Raw genomic sequence first — 13,741 nt, forward strand, 5'->3', positions numbered from 1 at the left:
CCCGCCCCGGGGCGGCGCGACATGCCACTCTCCTCCGCCCCACCCGCCTGCCCGTCGTTCGTCAGGTGCCGGGTGGTCCCGCCCGCTCGGCCCGACCGTTATCCGAGTTGCCCGTCAGCCCCGCGCGTGTGGTGGACGGCGCTACTGCTGGGAGCCCTAGAGGCAGGGAACGCTGGTGCCCTGGCGGATGTGGATGAGGGCGTTGCTGGCGTAGACGGCGGGCACGGTGCCTTGGCCTGCGCACAGCACGAAGGTCTGGCTCCCGTTGCTGAGCCAGACGGCGCAGCCCGGTGCGGGCGTGTTGTCGAAGGTCGCCAAGCCGGAGGGAGCCTGGGAGAGCAGGGGGTTCTGGCAGCCGCCGTAGATGAGCTGGCTTGAGGAGCCTGTGTCGGTCGTCAGGACAAGGCGTCCGGCGGCCGCGGCGGCGGGAGTGGGGGCGGCGGTGAGTGCGCCGACCATGGCGATGCCGGCGAGGGCGAGCACTGCGGGTTTTCTCATGATTTTTCCTCCGTTCGAGCGTTTCTCTTCACCCGCCGTTGAGGAGCATGGCCCCCAGTGCGGTCAGGGTGTGGATCACGGTGTTGCGATGCCTCTGTGTGGTGATCAGCCCGGCCTCACGCAGTACGGTCGCGTGCTGGCTGGCGCCCGCGGCGGAGATGTTCAGGTGGCGGGCGATCTCACCGGTCGTGCGCCCCTCGGCGACGGACTCCAGAACCGCGGCGCGGGTACGGCCCAGCAACGTGGCCAAGCGCCGAAGGTCGGCCTGCTCACCCTTGGACCAGATGTCGGCACCCGCCTGCAACGTCGGCCGCGCCGGCAGAACGAGAATGAAGGGCCGCTGCGTGTCTTCGGGATGGAGCATGCTGGGCCAAGGAGAAAACAGGGAGAACGCGATGTCGAGTCCGCGTCCCTCCAAGCAGAAGTCGCTCAACGTCGCGTTCCAGGGGTCATTCGAGGCAGTTCTTCTGCGAAGCTCCAGGACCGGCGGATTCCACGTCAGCGACGGATGCGCACTCAGCAACCCGGCGATACCACGCGCGGCAAGAACCCGCGAGGCGACCAGAGTCCGCGCCTCGAGATGCCCTTTGACCCGGTCCCAATACGGCTCGACCGTGGCGGAGAATCCCGTCTTGAGCGCCCGCACCAGCGCCGTACGCGCGGGCCCATCGCCATAGGCGAGCTGACCGACGGGATCGGGCACCCGGCGCGAGCCCACCACATAGTCGACCTCCGCATACAGCATCCACTGGGGTACGCCGTGCAGCCGGTCGAGCGCGTCATCCATTTCCGCGTGTACGCCCACGAGTGAAGGCACGTCCAGAATGACGCTGTTGGCCGGGGCGATGAATCGCGTGAGGGCCGCCGCCTGCGGCGGAATACGTTGCCTCGCGGTTTTGCGCCACGCCTCGAACAGAGCGGGACTGGCGGTGTGCTGCAGCGTCTGAAGGGCGAACGCCGTCTCGGCAAGCGGTCCCAGCGTCCCGATCAACCGGGTCTTGGCCAGGTCTTCCACGGATAAGGTGTAGCGCCTGATACGCATTGACCTTCCTGGGGTGTCGTGCCGCAGGTACACGCGATGGAGTTCTGAGTCCGTCTGTTTCAACGACGGCGGGTGGGTCCCGGCCAAGCTGGGGTGTCCGCTTATGACGCGGTATCTCGGTCTTCCACATCGGGCGACTCCTTCCAGGGGGAACGAGAAGACAGCACTGGGCTACCGTGTCGCCCATAAAGCTGTCTATTGCCGATGTAGCACGCGCCAGTTGATCGGATTCAGAGCAGTGGTCCCAATCAATCAACCGCGAACAATCGCCAGGGGTTGCTACCGACGCGCACACAAGCTCGGTCGCTGCGGTCACCAGCTCGCCCGGCGGTCGGGTGACCCCACCACCGAACCCGGCATGCCGACACGGAGGCGGACCGGGCTCGACCTGCTGCGCGCCTATACGCGCTCGCGGCGTACCGACTCGTAGGCGGCGAACGCGCCCGCCACGGTCGGGGCGTCGCGCAACGCGCGGGCCAGTTCGAGCGAGCTTTCGATCGCCTGGGACGCGCCCTGGCCGGAGCCGGCTGAGGTCGGGTGGGCCGCGTCGGCGACCAGGACGACCCGGCCGCGGTGCCATGTCCGCACGGTGGGGATGTCCTCCAGCGGTCCTGGCTGGGCGACGTCCTCGGGCCTCAGCAGCGCGACGATGTCACGGGCCGGGATATCGTCGGCGTGCCGTTCGCGCAGGGCGGCGAGCCAGCGCTGCGGTGATGCCGTCCGCGCCGACCAGGACCTCGCCGATGGCCGACGATCCGTCCGCGAAGTGCGCGGTGACCTTGTGGTCCTCGTCCTCGACAGCGGTCAGGCGTTTGCCGAACTCGACCGTGATCCCCCCGGCCGAGGGCCTCGTCCATGAGCGCGCGATAGAGGCGATCGCGGAGCAGCAACAGGCTGGAGGGCAGTCCGGGCAGTCCGTCGAAACGGGCGACGGGCCGTCCGGTCAGGGCAGGATCTCGACGTACCCGTCGCTTCCGTGTACGCGGATCCGCTGCCCATCGGGAATCAGCCGGGTGGCGTCGACCACGCTGACGACGGCCGGCAGGCCGTACTCCCGCGCGATCACCGCGCCGTGTGTCATCAGGCCTCCCACCTCCGTCACCAGGCCCGCGACGGCGACGAAGAGGGGTGTCCAGCTCGGGTCCGTGTGGGCCGTGACGAGGATGTCGCCCGGTTCGAGATCGGCCTGGGCCATGTCCAGGATGACGCGGGCGCGCCCTTCGACGGTCCCGGCGGAGACCGGCAGGCCGATCAGCGCGCCGGCCGGCACGTCGTCGCGCCGGTACGCCCCGGTGATGGCCTCGCCGTCGGAGGTGAGCACCCGGGGCGGCGTGAGCGCGTGGTAGGACCGGAACGCCTCCTTGCGCCGCCGGATGAGCTCGTCATCCACCCGGTTCGAGCGCACGACGTCGTGGAACTCCTGGAACGTGAGGTAGAAGGCGTCCTCCTCGTCGGTGAGCACGCCGGCCCGCACCAGGCGCTCGGCCTCACCCAGCAAGGCCTGCTTGTAGACGAAATAGCGGCTGATGATGCCGTACTTCGGGTACTCCCGGTAGCCGATGAAGGTCCGGACCCGGTCGATCATCCGCTGGGTCTCGACCGCCTTGTGCTCGCCGTCCGGCTGGGCCCGCAGGCGTTCGAGGACCTCCTCCGCCTTTTCCCGCGCCTTCTGGCGTCCTTGCTCGAAGCGCCGCTTGGCGGCGCCCGGCTCGAAGTTCCTGACGTTGTCGAGGATCACGGGCACGAGCGTGGCGGGGCTTTCGCGCCAGCGCGGCCGCGTGATGTCGATCTCGCCGACGCAGCGCATGCCGTACCGGTGAAGGTAGCCCTCGATGGCGTCGCGCACGTCGCTCCCGCCCGCGAACTCCGGCAGCTCGTCCAGGAAGCCGTCGTCGTGGACGCCCCGCAGGAACGCCACCACCTCCGGATGCGAACGGACCACGTCGGCCACGTCGAGCAGCGCCAGTCCCATCTCCGACGTGATGTTGCCGGGGGCGGACAGCGTGAGGGTGTCGGCCGCGTTCTTCTCGCCCAGCCAGTCCCGCAACCGGTCGTTGAGCCACCAGGTGGCGTCCATCCCCGCCATGATCGCCCGCATGCTCAGGGGATCGCCGAGGTCTCGCTTGTGCTCCTGGAACGCCTCCAGCAGGAAGTCGAACAGCGCCGGCCCGGTCTTCGTCCGGACGTCGCGCCGCAGCGCGGCGATGGAGGCCTCGCTGCGCTCGATCAGCCCGGAGACGATGGCCGGGTCGGTCTCGATCGGGGCGGGCGCGCCGCCGGGCGGCGGCCCCCCGGGACCGGCGCCGGGAAACGCCGGGACGAAGTCGTCGCGGTCGAGTACGGTCTCCACCGCGTCCCTGGTCAGCGGATCGGATCGGCCCACCATCTCCAGGAAGCCGGGTGCGGCCAGGCGCAGGGTGGCGTCGACGAACAGCCTCCCGCCGGCCTCCCGCATCGGTGTCAGCGCCGTCAGCTGCCACATGGACAACCCCAGCGGCTTCATGGGGTCGGTCATCATCTGCTGGTGCCCGACGGAGAGGTAGACGCGGTTCTCGCCGTCGGGGGCCGCGGGGATGGGGAACAGCGTGGTGATCGGCCGGCTCTGCACGATCTGGAAGTCGTCGCCGGTCAGGCACCATTCGATGTCCTGCGGGCGGCCGAAACGCGCCTCGATCCGCCGTCCGAGCCGCACGAGCCGTACCACCTGCGCATCCGTCAGCGCCGGCTGCTCCTGCCGCCGCGGCTCGATCGCCACTTCGTGTGTCCCGCCGGCCGGCAGGGCTTGAACGGCCCGCGTCTTGGCGGCGAGCGTCCTGGCGATCACCTCGCCGTCGCGCACCTTGAAGACGTCCGGGTTCACCAGGCCGGAGACCAGGGCCTCGCCGAGGCCGAACCCGGCGTCCACGGTGGCGACCTTCCGGTTGCCCGTGACGGGGTCGGCCGTGAACAGGATGCCGGCCGCGTCCGGGAAGACCATCTTCTGCACGACCACGGCCATGTGCACCGCGCGGTGGCCGATGCCGTTGCGCAGGCGGTAGGTCACGGCCCGCTCGGTGAACAGCGACGCCCAGCACTTGCTGACGTGCCGGAGGATCGCCTCCTGCCCCACGATGTTCAGGTACGTGTCCTGCTGGCCGGCGAAGGACGCCGTCGGCAGGTCCTCGGCCGTCGCGCTGGATCGCACGGCGCAGGCGGTGCGCCCGCCGAGCCGGCCGAGCGCGCCGGTGATCGCCGCGGCCAGATCGTCCGGGATGGCCCGCCCTTCGATGCTCCGGCGGATCTCCGCGCTGAGCGTCCGGATCGCCTCCCGGTCATCGGGGTTCAGGCGCGACAGCCGATCGAGCGGGTCGTCGATCGACGCCTCCGCCATGATCCGGCGGAAGGCGGCCGTCGTCACGCAGAACCCGGCCGGCACGCGGACGCCGTCGATCCGCGACAGTCCGCCCAGATGAGCGGCCTTGCCGCCGACGACGGCGACCTTCGTCTCGTCAGCCTCCCGCAGATCCCACACGTACTTCTCGATCATCGCCATACCTCCGACGCGGTCGCGCACCCTCCCATCGAGTATCCGCGGTAGGCGATCTGTGGCCGGCACCGCCCAAGCCGCCCCCGCGGTGCTTGGGCTGCTGCCGTGCCAGAGAGCGGAGAGCGCGAGCCGATCAGCCTGACGCTCAGTTGTCGGGGATCCAGTTGCCGTGGAAGCCGAGCGGAACGCGGACGGGCAGGTGGACGCGGGCCACGGGCGGGCCGGTGAAGTCCTGGGCGGACAGGATCACCAGGTCGGAGGCGCCCCGGTCGGGGTCGGCGACGTAGGCCATCAGGTAGCCGTCGTCCTCCTCGCCGCCGCCGGACGGGTTGGCCGCGAACGTCGCCTCCCCGGCCGCCGCGTCGCGCGCGAACCCGTGGACCTCGGTCGTGCCGTGCAGGAGATCGTGCTTGACGAGCGCGTTGGTGAACGCCTCGTCGGGGTGGGGGCCGTCGGGGGTGAACGGCACGCCGTACACGGGACCGACGGCGGAGTAACCGAAGCGGTGCGGCAGCGAGGCGAACGCGTCGTTCACCCGCGGGAAGTCCTGCGCCCGGTCGTCGAGACGCCGCTGATCGACGGTGCCGCGGGCCGGGTCGATGGTCCAGCGGTCGAGCGTCGGCTCGATCGCGCCCGGGTCGAAGATGTCGGCCGGGCCGTCCGCCCGGATGAAGTCGACGGTGATCGTGGAGCCGTCGTCGTGGGCGTTGAGGACGTGGCTGACGTAGAAGGGGCCGACCGGCAGCCAGCGGACCTCGCCGCCCGCCCGGGGAAGGACGCCGACGCGGGCCTGGTACGCCGGGTCCCACTGGAAGGACATCGCCTCCATGGTGAAGACCAGCGGGATGTCGAAGACGATGACGAAGTTCTGCGACAGCGCGAAGTCGTGGAGGAACGGGGTCTGGACTCCCTGCAGCGGGATGTTCGTCGCATGGGTCACCGTTCCCGATGGGTCGGTGACGATGTGCTGCGCGAACGGCTGCCCCATCAGGTACGCCAGGGAGTGCAGGTCACCGGTGCGCGGGTCCACCTTGGAATGCGCGTTGGCGCTGAAGCCCTCCGGGGTGGCGCCCACCGGGCACGGCCCGATCGTCTCCAGGTCCTTGCCCAGCTCGTGGGGGAGCCCGCCACCCTCGATGAGGGCGAGTGTGCGCCCGGCGTGCCCGATCACGTGGATGTTGGGGGAGGGCACGACGAACCCGGGCTCCTGCCCGCGCTCCATCCTGCCCAGCGCGTCGCCGACCTCGGCCGAGCGGACCCAGCGGTTGCGGTACCACTCGGCGCGGCCGTCCCGGATCCGGACCCCGTGCACCATCCCGGCGCCGAAGGCCCAGAAGTGGGCGGCGGGATCCTCCACCCCGAGGGGGTTGGGGCCCATCCGCAGGTAGCGCCCGTCCAGGTCGGCGGGGAGGCGGCCGGTCACCGGCAGGTCGTGGACGGTGACCTCCTCCTTGACCGGGGCGAAGGGACCTTCCAGATAACGGTTGCTCATGTTCACTCCTTTGTACGGTGTACGAGGACGACGGTACGCCGTACAGAACAGCAGACAGGCGGTTGAGAAGGTGTACTAGGCCAGCGGACGAGCGGAAACCCGCCCTCGACCTCGGAGACTTGGCACCCCGGCCCCTCGTGCTGTGTACTAGCACAATGGACCGGTACCGGCAGATCATGGCCGACATCAGGCGGCGCGTCACCGAGGGTGAGCTGCGTCCCGGCGACCGCGTCCCGTCCACCCGGCAGGTCGCCGAGCAGTGGGGCGTGGCCACCGCGACCGCCGCCAAGGCGCTGACCGCGCTGCGCCAGGAGGGCGTGGTGGTGACCGTCCCGCGGGCCGGCACCGTGGTGGCGGAGCAGGCCGGCAGCCGCCCCGTACGGCCGGCGCCCGCTCCGTCACCCCCGAAACCGGGCCGCGAACGCGTCGTCGGCGCGGCGATCGCCATAGCCGACGCCAAAGGCTTCGACGCGGTCTCGATGCGCAGCGTCGCCACCGCCCTCGACCTGCCCACGATGTCGCTGTACCGCCACGTGCGCGGCAAGGAGGACCTGGCCGCGCTGATGACCGACACCGCCTTCGGCGAACTGGAGTTCCCCGTCCCGCCACCGGCGGGCTGGCGGCCCAGGCTGGAGCTCGCCGCCCGCCTCCAATGGCGCCTGTACCTGCGCCATCCCTGGCTGCCCCGGCTGGTCTCGCTCACCCATCCCCAGCCGATGCCGAACATGTTCCGCTACGCGGACTGGGCGATGAGGGCCGTGCACGAGCTCGGGCTCGACCCCGAGGCGGGCCAGATGGCGTGGTGGACGGTCGCCAACTACGTCAGGGGCACGGCCACCAACCTGGAGCAGCAGGCGGAGTCCGAACGCGACACCGGCCTGACCTCGGACCAGTGGTTCACCTCCCACATGCCGATCTTCCAGGCGGGCCTGCCGTCCGGCGCGCTGCCCGCGCAGGAGACACCCCAGGACTTCGACCTGACCGCGTTCTTCGAGTTCGGGCTGCAGCGCGTGCTGGACGGCATCGCCGTGCTCGTCGGCCGGCGCGGCGCAGGGCTCCGGGCTCGGAACCCTGCGCGGACGCTCACGCGGTGACGGTCAGGGTGAGGACGGCGACGCGGTCGGCGGAGGTGCCGTTGGCGCGTACCGCGATGGAGTAGGTGCCCGGTGCCGTGCCGGCGCCGGCCGTCACGGTCAGCGTGGAGGCGGCGCCGGAGGTGATGGCGGGCGGGGTGAAGCCGGCCGTGGCGCCCGGGGGCAGGCCGGTGGCGTACAGGCTGATGTCCTGCGCGGGGGGCGCGGTCGTCACGGTGGAGACGGCGACGCTCACCTGGCCGCCAGCCAGCACGGTCGCGGCGGCGGGGGTGAGGGTTACGGCGAAGGTGTTGCGGCAGCCCGGGGGCTCACCGGCCACGGCGGGGACCCGGACGGCGTTCCAGGCGGTGCGCACGGTCTTCAGCTCCACGCAGGAGCTGGGGAACAGCTGGCCGGCCGCCTCCAGGGAGGCCTTGCGGGCGCGTTGATGCGTCCAGATCTGGGTTTTGCGCAGCAGCGTGCCCATGAAGATCTGGCCGGCCTTGCGGATGCCGAGCCCGGCGATGATGGAGTTGTCGCAGGTCGGGCTGGGCGGCTGGCCGTTGGCCGGGTTGCTGCCCTCGGCCAGCAGGTAGAACCAGTGGTTCTGAACGCCGGCTCCGATCTGGGGCATCATGGGCGGGACCTGGCTGGAGAAGCAGTCCGGGTGGCCGCTCTCCGTGGAGGGCCGGTACATGTAGCGGATCGGGCCGCTGCCGGCGATGTTGACCTCCTCGCCGACCATGTAGTCGGGCGGGTCGAGGGTGGCGGGCTGGTTGGCGTAGTGCTCGGTCAGCGCGCCGAAGATGTCGCCGGCGGACTCGTTCAGGATCATCTTCTCGTTGGTGCCGAAATCCTGGCCGGGAGTGTGGGCGAAGACGGCGTGCCCGTACTCGTGCGCCACCACGTCCATCGAGGTGACCTGGCGGCGGTTGTCGGCGGTGCGGCCGAAGCTGGCGTTGATCCCGTTCCAGTAGGCGTTGACGGCGTTCAGCCCGACGCGTGCGGGGAAGCCGCGTCCCAAGCCGTCGAAGCCGTCGCGGTTCAGCCAGGCGTCGAGCATCTCCCACTCTTTGCCGATCGCGTACAGCGTGTCCACGCAGGCGGTCTCCAGGTTGGTCCCGCTGCCGTCGCCCCAGGAGTCGTCGGGCCCGGTGTAGGCCACGCCGTTCTGCCCGCCGCAGCCGATTCCCGGGCGCATCGGGTCGGTCATGGAGTAGGTGCCGCCGGACAGGCGCGTGGGGATGGTGACGGGGTCGCCGTTGTAGAAGCTGTTGCCCACCCCGGCCATGACCTCGTCGGACCTCTGCACGATCGCGCCGGTCCTGGCGTCGACGAAGACGTGCGGCCTGCTCGGCCTGCCCCGGTCGGCGCCGGTGACCACGACCTCGTAGACCAGGCGGCCGCGTCCTTCCGCCATGACGCTCAGCTTCGGGGCGGCGACCGACGTGACCTCGCTCAGCTGGGCCCTGGCCAGGCGCGCGGCCTCGTCCGCGCTGAGGCTGGGGGTGGTGTCCACGTCCAGGGCGGCCTCCTGGGAGACCGAGGTGCTCAGTACGCCGCCGGCGGCGTCGGTGACCACGACGAAGTCGCCGCCGTGGACCGGCAGGCCCGCGTACGTGCGGGTGTAGGGCGTGTAGCGCAGGCCGCCCTGACCGGCGATCACGCGATGGCGGGTGTAGGCGTCCTTGGGCGAGCTGTGCAGCAGGGCGGGCCTGGAGGTCACCAGGTGGTCGGTGGCCGCGGTGACGCGATCCGGCGTCTTCGGCGGGTCGGCGGCGGCGGGCGGGATCGAGAGGGTCACGAGCACGCTGACGGTGCCCGTGACCATGGCTAACGCGACACGGCGTCTCACGGGAGGCGCTCCTTCGAGCTGGGCGGCGGCGGGCGGGTGCCGGGCCGCCGGCTACGAATGGGGGAGGAGCCTCTTGCATTCGATCCGATGAGACACACGCGGTCAATGTCCGAGTCAGGACGGCTGCTGGTCCTCGCCCACGACGCGCAGGTCGTCGCCGAGGGCGCCGGCGATCTCGGCGGCGCGGGAGTGGTCGGCCAGATGGCGGGTCAGGTAGGCGGCGGCGTGGCCGTGGGTGCGCGACCACCAGCCGGCCGAGCCGCCGATGCCGCCTTTGGCGATCTTGCCGGAGTCGCGGACGAAGCCGAGGGTCCAGGTGATCCGGGTGCCGAAGACCTCGTCGAAGTCGGTGACCTGGGCGGCCAGCAGTTCCTCGTGGAGTTCCCGGCCCAGGAGTTGTCCTACGGGACCGGCCGGATCGGTGAGGTGGGAGAAGAAGCGGGCGATCGTGGTGGCGGTGGACTGGAGGTTGACCGCGCCGAAGACGGCTTGGCGCCATGGGATGGCGTTGGTGCGGGTCGTGTCGAGGGCTCCGGCGGGGATCTGGAGCCAGGGGGCGGCGTGCAGGTGCCGGGGCCAGGCCGGGTCGGCGTACTCCAGGTCGGCGACGCGGTCCAGGTGCCGCTCGGGTACGCCGAACCACGCGTCCAGGTCGAGCGCGGGGCGTACCACGTCGTGGTGGATCCGGCCGAGGGTCGTGCCCGCCGTCGCGCGCAGGGCGGCGTCCACCAGGTGGCCGTACGTCAGGGCGTGTTCGCCCAGCCTGGTGCCGGGGGTGTACTCCGGGGGCGCGTGCACCAGGCTCTCTCGCAGCGCCGTCTCGTCCAGCAGGTCCGTGCCGGCGGCCTCGGCGGGGAAGCGCGGCTGGCCGGCCCGGTGGGTGAGTACGTGGCGGAGGGTGGTGGCCTGCTTGCCGTTGACGCCGTACTCCGGCCAGCGTGCGGCCAGGGGTTCGTCCAGGGTCAGGGCGCCGTCGCGCACCGCAACCAGGGCGGCGATGGTGACGAAGGCCTTGGACAGGGAGTACGGCATGACGAGGGTGTCGGGCCGCCAGGGCCGGGTGCGTCCGGCGTCGGCCCAGCCGCCGGACAGGTTCACCACCTCGCGGCCGTCGCGCCAGACCGAGACGCCGGCGCCGGTCTCCCGGCCGCTGTCGAGGAGGTCCTGGAAGACCTCGCGTACGCGTTCGTAGCCGGGTTCGGCGAAACCTTGTGTCCTCATGGCATCCACATTACCCCGTGGGGGTATGCAGGGCGGGCCGGTAGATGAGCTCCTGGGTGTGGCCGTCGAGCGTCCGGTGCTCGATCAGTTCGAGGTCGAAGTCGAGCGCGCCCTTGAAGACGGGGTCCTGCCCGGTCCGGCCGGTGATCACGGGGAAGAGCGTCACCTGGACGTAGTCCACCAGGCCGGCGGCCATCAGCGCCCGGTTCATCGACAGGCTGCCGTGTGAGCGCAACGGCACCCCGGACGTCTCCTTGAGCCGGGCCACGACCTCGACCGCGTCACCGCTCTCGACGCTCGCGTCCGGCCAGTCGAGCGGTTCCCGCAGCGTGGCCGACACCACCGTCGCCGGCAGGTTCAGCATCCGGGTGACCCAGGGGTCACGGACATCCGAGTCCTCGGTGCTCGTGGCCAGCATCCGCGCGAACGCCCGATGCGTGGTGGCGCCGAAGACCATCCGCTGCTCCTGCCCGTACAGGGCGAACCGGCGCTCCAGCAGTTCGGGGCCCTGCTTGCCCCAGTAGCCGCCCCAGTCGCCGCCGGCGGCGCCGAAGCCGTCGAGGCTGGAGAAGACGTCGAAGGTGTAGGAAGCGGTCATGATGCCCTCCTCGGGTGCGGTCGGAAGTACAGACTCGCGGCCCCGGCGAAACTCATCGGTGCCACTGGTAGCGGCGCTCCGGGCGGCCGGCGCCGCCGTACCGCAGAGAGACCTCGACCTGGCCGATGGCGGTGAGATGTTCGAGGTAACGGCGGGCACTGACGCGGGAGATGCCCACCTGGGCGGCGCACTCGGTGGCCGACAGCGTGCCGCCGGTCGCGTGGAGCGCTCGCTTGACCAGTTCGGCCGTCTCGACGCTCATGCCCTTGGGCAGTACGGCGGGCGCCGGCGAGCCGGCCCCGGCCAGGAGCCGGTCCACGTCGGCCTGGCTGGTGATGACCGTCGTGCCCAGGCCGGCCCGCTGGGCCGCGTAGTGCTCCAGCCGGACGCGCAGGTCGTCGAAGTCGAACGGCTTGAGCAGGTAGTCGCTGACGCCCCGGCGCGCGGCGCCGCGCACGGTGTCGGACTCGCGGGCGGCGCTGATCACGATGACGTCGCAGTCGTGCCCGGCGGCGCGCAGGCGGGTGATGACCTCCAGGCCGAACAGGTCGGGCAGGTAGAGGTCGAGCAGCACCAGGTCGGGCCGCAGTTCGGTGACGCGGTCGAGGGCCTGCCGGCCGGTGCCGGCGGTGCCGATCACGCGGAATCCGGCGACCTGGTTGACGAAGCCGCTGTTGACCTTGGCGACCATGAAGTCGTCGTCCACGACCAGTACGTCGATCATCGCAGGATCTCCTCGGCGGCCTGCCGCCCGATGGACATGCGGGCGGTGAACACGGCGCCGTCGGCGGTGTTGGCGACCGCGACCTCGCCGCCGCGGCGGCGGCAGACGAGCTGGGTGAGCGCCAGCCCGATGCCGCGTTCGCCGCCTTGCGCGGCTTTGGTGGTGAAGCCGCGGGTGAACACCTCCTGGGCGAGTTCGGGGGCGACGCCGGGGCCGGAGTCGCGTACCACGATCTCGACGCTGGAGGTGTCCTGGCGGAGCTCGACGTCGACCCAGGCGCCGTCGGCGGTGCCGGCGGCGGCGTCGATGGCGTTGTCGACCAGGTTGCCGGTGACCGTGGCGACGTCCGCGGCGTCCAGGGGGTCCAGCCGGTCCAGCGCGGTGCGTTCGGACAGGCGGAGCTCGACGCGGCGTTCGGCGGCGAGCGAGGATTTCGCCATCAGCAGCGCCGCGAGCGAGGTGTCGCCGATGCGGCTGCTGAGGTTCAGGTCGAGGGATTCGCGGTGCTCGCGGATGGCCCGGATGTAGCGGACGACCTCGTCGTGCTCGCGCACCTGGATGAGCCCGGAGATGACGTGGAGCTGGTTGGCGAACTCGTGTGCCTGGGCCCGCAGCAGCTCGGTGGAGCTGCGGAAGGAGCCGAGTTCGCGTTCGAGCCGGGCGAACTCGGTGCGGTCGCGCAGGGTGGTCACCGAGCCGAGGCGGCGTCCGTCCTTGCTGATGGTCATGCGGTTCATCACCAGCACGCGCCCACGGTGGATGGCGATCTCGTCGCGGGCCTCGTCGGCGCCGCTCAGCACGTCGTACAGGCGATCCTGGATGCCCAGCGCGGTCAGGCTCATCCCGACGCAGTGCTCGGGAAGGTCCAGCAGCGTCCTGCCCACGTCGTTGACCAGGGTGAGCCTGCGCTGCTGGTCGAGCGCGACGACACCTTCGGCGATGCCGTGCAGCATGGCCTCGCGGTGTTCTGCCAGGCCCGCGATCTCGCGCGGCTCCATGCCCAGGGTCTGGCGCTTGATCCGCCGGGCGAGCAGCCACGAGCCGAGCCCGCCCAGCAGGCTGGCCACCCCGAGGTAGGTCAGCAGGTAGGAGGAGGCGCCGGCCAGCCGTTCCCAGACGGTGGGAGCGGCCACGCCGATCGAGACCGTCCCGAGGTGACGGCCGTGATTGCCGGGGGCGTCGTCGAGGACCGGCACCTGGGCGGCGACCTCGGTGACTCCGTCGACGACCAGGTGGCCGGACCATCCCCGCGCCTGCGCGACGCCCGGGTCGCCCAGCGGCAGCTCGCCGCCGAGGAGCGTGGTGTTCGTCGAGCTGATGATCGTGCCGTGGACGTCGGCGACGGTCACCGACGTGACGCCGGAGCGCGTCAGCGTCGCATGCACCAGCGGGGCGAGCACCTCACGCGGCGCCGGCTGGTCGATCTGGGCGCGGATCAGCGGGTTCCACGCCAGTTGCTCGGTCAGGGCGCTCACCCGCCGTCCCTCGACCCGGTCGAACGTGGCGGCCGACTGCGCCAGAGAGATCGCGCCCACGGCGAACAGGACGACCACCACAACGGCCAGTTGCAGGATCAACATCTCGCCGGCCAGGGTCGGGCGGCGGCGTCTCACGAACACAATGAACACAATCTCCGCTGGTCACACAAGGCAGACGGCCCGTCGTCCGGGTTCGCATAATCATGGCGCCGCGCTTCTCCCGACGAAAGAGAC

At 71.1% G+C, this 13,741-nt stretch carries 11 protein-coding genes; 1 reads left to right on the forward strand and 10 read right to left on the reverse strand.

The window, feature by feature from the left end:
• Positions 1-156: 156 nt before the first annotated feature.
• From ACFWYW_RS53605 to ACFWYW_RS53625, 5 genes are all read right to left on the reverse strand, one after another.
• A complete protein-coding gene (locus ACFWYW_RS53605; protein ID WP_379624370.1) occupies positions 157-498 on the reverse strand; it encodes a hypothetical protein in 342 nt (113 codons plus the stop codon).
• Positions 499-526: 28 nt separating this feature from the next.
• Entirely contained in the window at positions 527-1,513 is a 987-nt protein-coding gene (locus ACFWYW_RS53610; protein ID WP_379624372.1) for an ArsR/SmtB family transcription factor, read from the reverse strand.
• A gap of 426 nt (positions 1,514-1,939) precedes the next feature.
• Positions 1,940-2,128 carry an FAD-dependent monooxygenase gene (locus ACFWYW_RS53615; RefSeq protein WP_379624374.1) on the reverse strand — a complete coding sequence of 63 codons (189 nt, stop codon included), beginning with the start codon at positions 2,126-2,128 and terminating at the stop codon, positions 1,940-1,942.
• A 355-nt stretch (positions 2,129-2,483) separates the two neighbouring features.
• Positions 2,484-5,066 (reverse strand): rifamycin-inactivating phosphotransferase, encoded by a 2,583-nt coding sequence (rph, locus tag ACFWYW_RS53620; protein ID WP_379624376.1) that lies wholly within the window; start codon positions 5,064-5,066, stop codon positions 2,484-2,486.
• Positions 5,067-5,211: 145 nt separating this feature from the next.
• Positions 5,212-6,558: a carotenoid oxygenase family protein gene (locus ACFWYW_RS53625; protein ID WP_379624378.1), complete on the reverse strand. Its 1,347-nt coding sequence runs from the start codon at positions 6,556-6,558 to the stop codon at positions 5,212-5,214.
• 155 nt (positions 6,559-6,713) lie between these two features.
• Between ACFWYW_RS53625 and ACFWYW_RS53630 the strand changes: the two genes are divergently transcribed.
• Positions 6,714-7,652, forward strand: a complete 939-nt coding sequence (locus ACFWYW_RS53630; protein WP_379624379.1) for a TetR/AcrR family transcriptional regulator C-terminal domain-containing protein — start codon at positions 6,714-6,716, stop codon at positions 7,650-7,652.
• On the opposite strand, the gene ACFWYW_RS53635 is transcribed toward ACFWYW_RS53630, so the two are convergent.
• From ACFWYW_RS53635 to ACFWYW_RS53655, 5 genes are all read right to left on the reverse strand, one after another.
• Positions 7,642-9,486 (reverse strand): M4 family metallopeptidase, encoded by a 1,845-nt coding sequence (locus ACFWYW_RS53635; protein ID WP_379624381.1) that lies wholly within the window; start codon positions 9,484-9,486, stop codon positions 7,642-7,644. The genes ACFWYW_RS53630 and ACFWYW_RS53635 overlap by 11 nt on opposite strands.
• A gap of 114 nt (positions 9,487-9,600) precedes the next feature.
• Positions 9,601-10,707, reverse strand: a complete 1,107-nt coding sequence (locus tag ACFWYW_RS53640; RefSeq protein WP_379624383.1) for a serine hydrolase domain-containing protein — start codon at positions 10,705-10,707, stop codon at positions 9,601-9,603.
• A 10-nt stretch (positions 10,708-10,717) separates the two neighbouring features.
• Positions 10,718-11,305 (reverse strand): dihydrofolate reductase family protein, encoded by a 588-nt coding sequence (locus tag ACFWYW_RS53645; protein ID WP_379624385.1) that lies wholly within the window; start codon positions 11,303-11,305, stop codon positions 10,718-10,720.
• A gap of 52 nt (positions 11,306-11,357) precedes the next feature.
• Positions 11,358-12,029, reverse strand: coding sequence for a response regulator (locus tag ACFWYW_RS53650; RefSeq protein WP_379624387.1), 672 nt, complete (start codon positions 12,027-12,029; stop codon positions 11,358-11,360).
• Positions 12,026-13,642 carry an ATP-binding protein gene (locus tag ACFWYW_RS53655; RefSeq protein ID WP_379624389.1) on the reverse strand — a complete coding sequence of 539 codons (1,617 nt, stop codon included), beginning with the start codon at positions 13,640-13,642 and terminating at the stop codon, positions 12,026-12,028. Before ACFWYW_RS53655 ends, ACFWYW_RS53650 begins: the two co-directional genes overlap by 4 nt.
• Between the last annotated feature and the right edge of the window lie 99 nt (positions 13,643-13,741).

It is taken from the genome of Nonomuraea sp. NPDC059023 (genome assembly GCF_042740095.1).
GTDB lineage: Bacteria > Actinomycetota > Actinomycetes > Streptosporangiales > Streptosporangiaceae > Nonomuraea.

Coding starts and splice junctions, on each gene's coding strand:
- rph (WP_379624376.1), bottom strand. CDS start 5,066: ATGATCGAGAAGTACGTGTGGGATCTGCGGGAGGCTGACGAGACGAAG.
- ACFWYW_RS53640 (WP_379624383.1), bottom strand. CDS start 10,707: ATGAGGACACAAGGTTTCGCCGAACCCGGCTACGAACGCGTACGCGAG.
- ACFWYW_RS53605 (WP_379624370.1), bottom strand. CDS start 498: ATGAGAAAACCCGCAGTGCTCGCCCTCGCCGGCATCGCCATGGTCGGC.
- ACFWYW_RS53645 (WP_379624385.1), bottom strand. CDS start 11,305: ATGACCGCTTCCTACACCTTCGACGTCTTCTCCAGCCTCGACGGCTTC.
- ACFWYW_RS53650 (WP_379624387.1), bottom strand. CDS start 12,029: ATGATCGACGTACTGGTCGTGGACGACGACTTCATGGTCGCCAAGGTC.
- ACFWYW_RS53625 (WP_379624378.1), bottom strand. CDS start 6,558: ATGAGCAACCGTTATCTGGAAGGTCCCTTCGCCCCGGTCAAGGAGGAG.
- ACFWYW_RS53630 (WP_379624379.1), top strand. CDS start 6,714: ATGGACCGGTACCGGCAGATCATGGCCGACATCAGGCGGCGCGTCACC.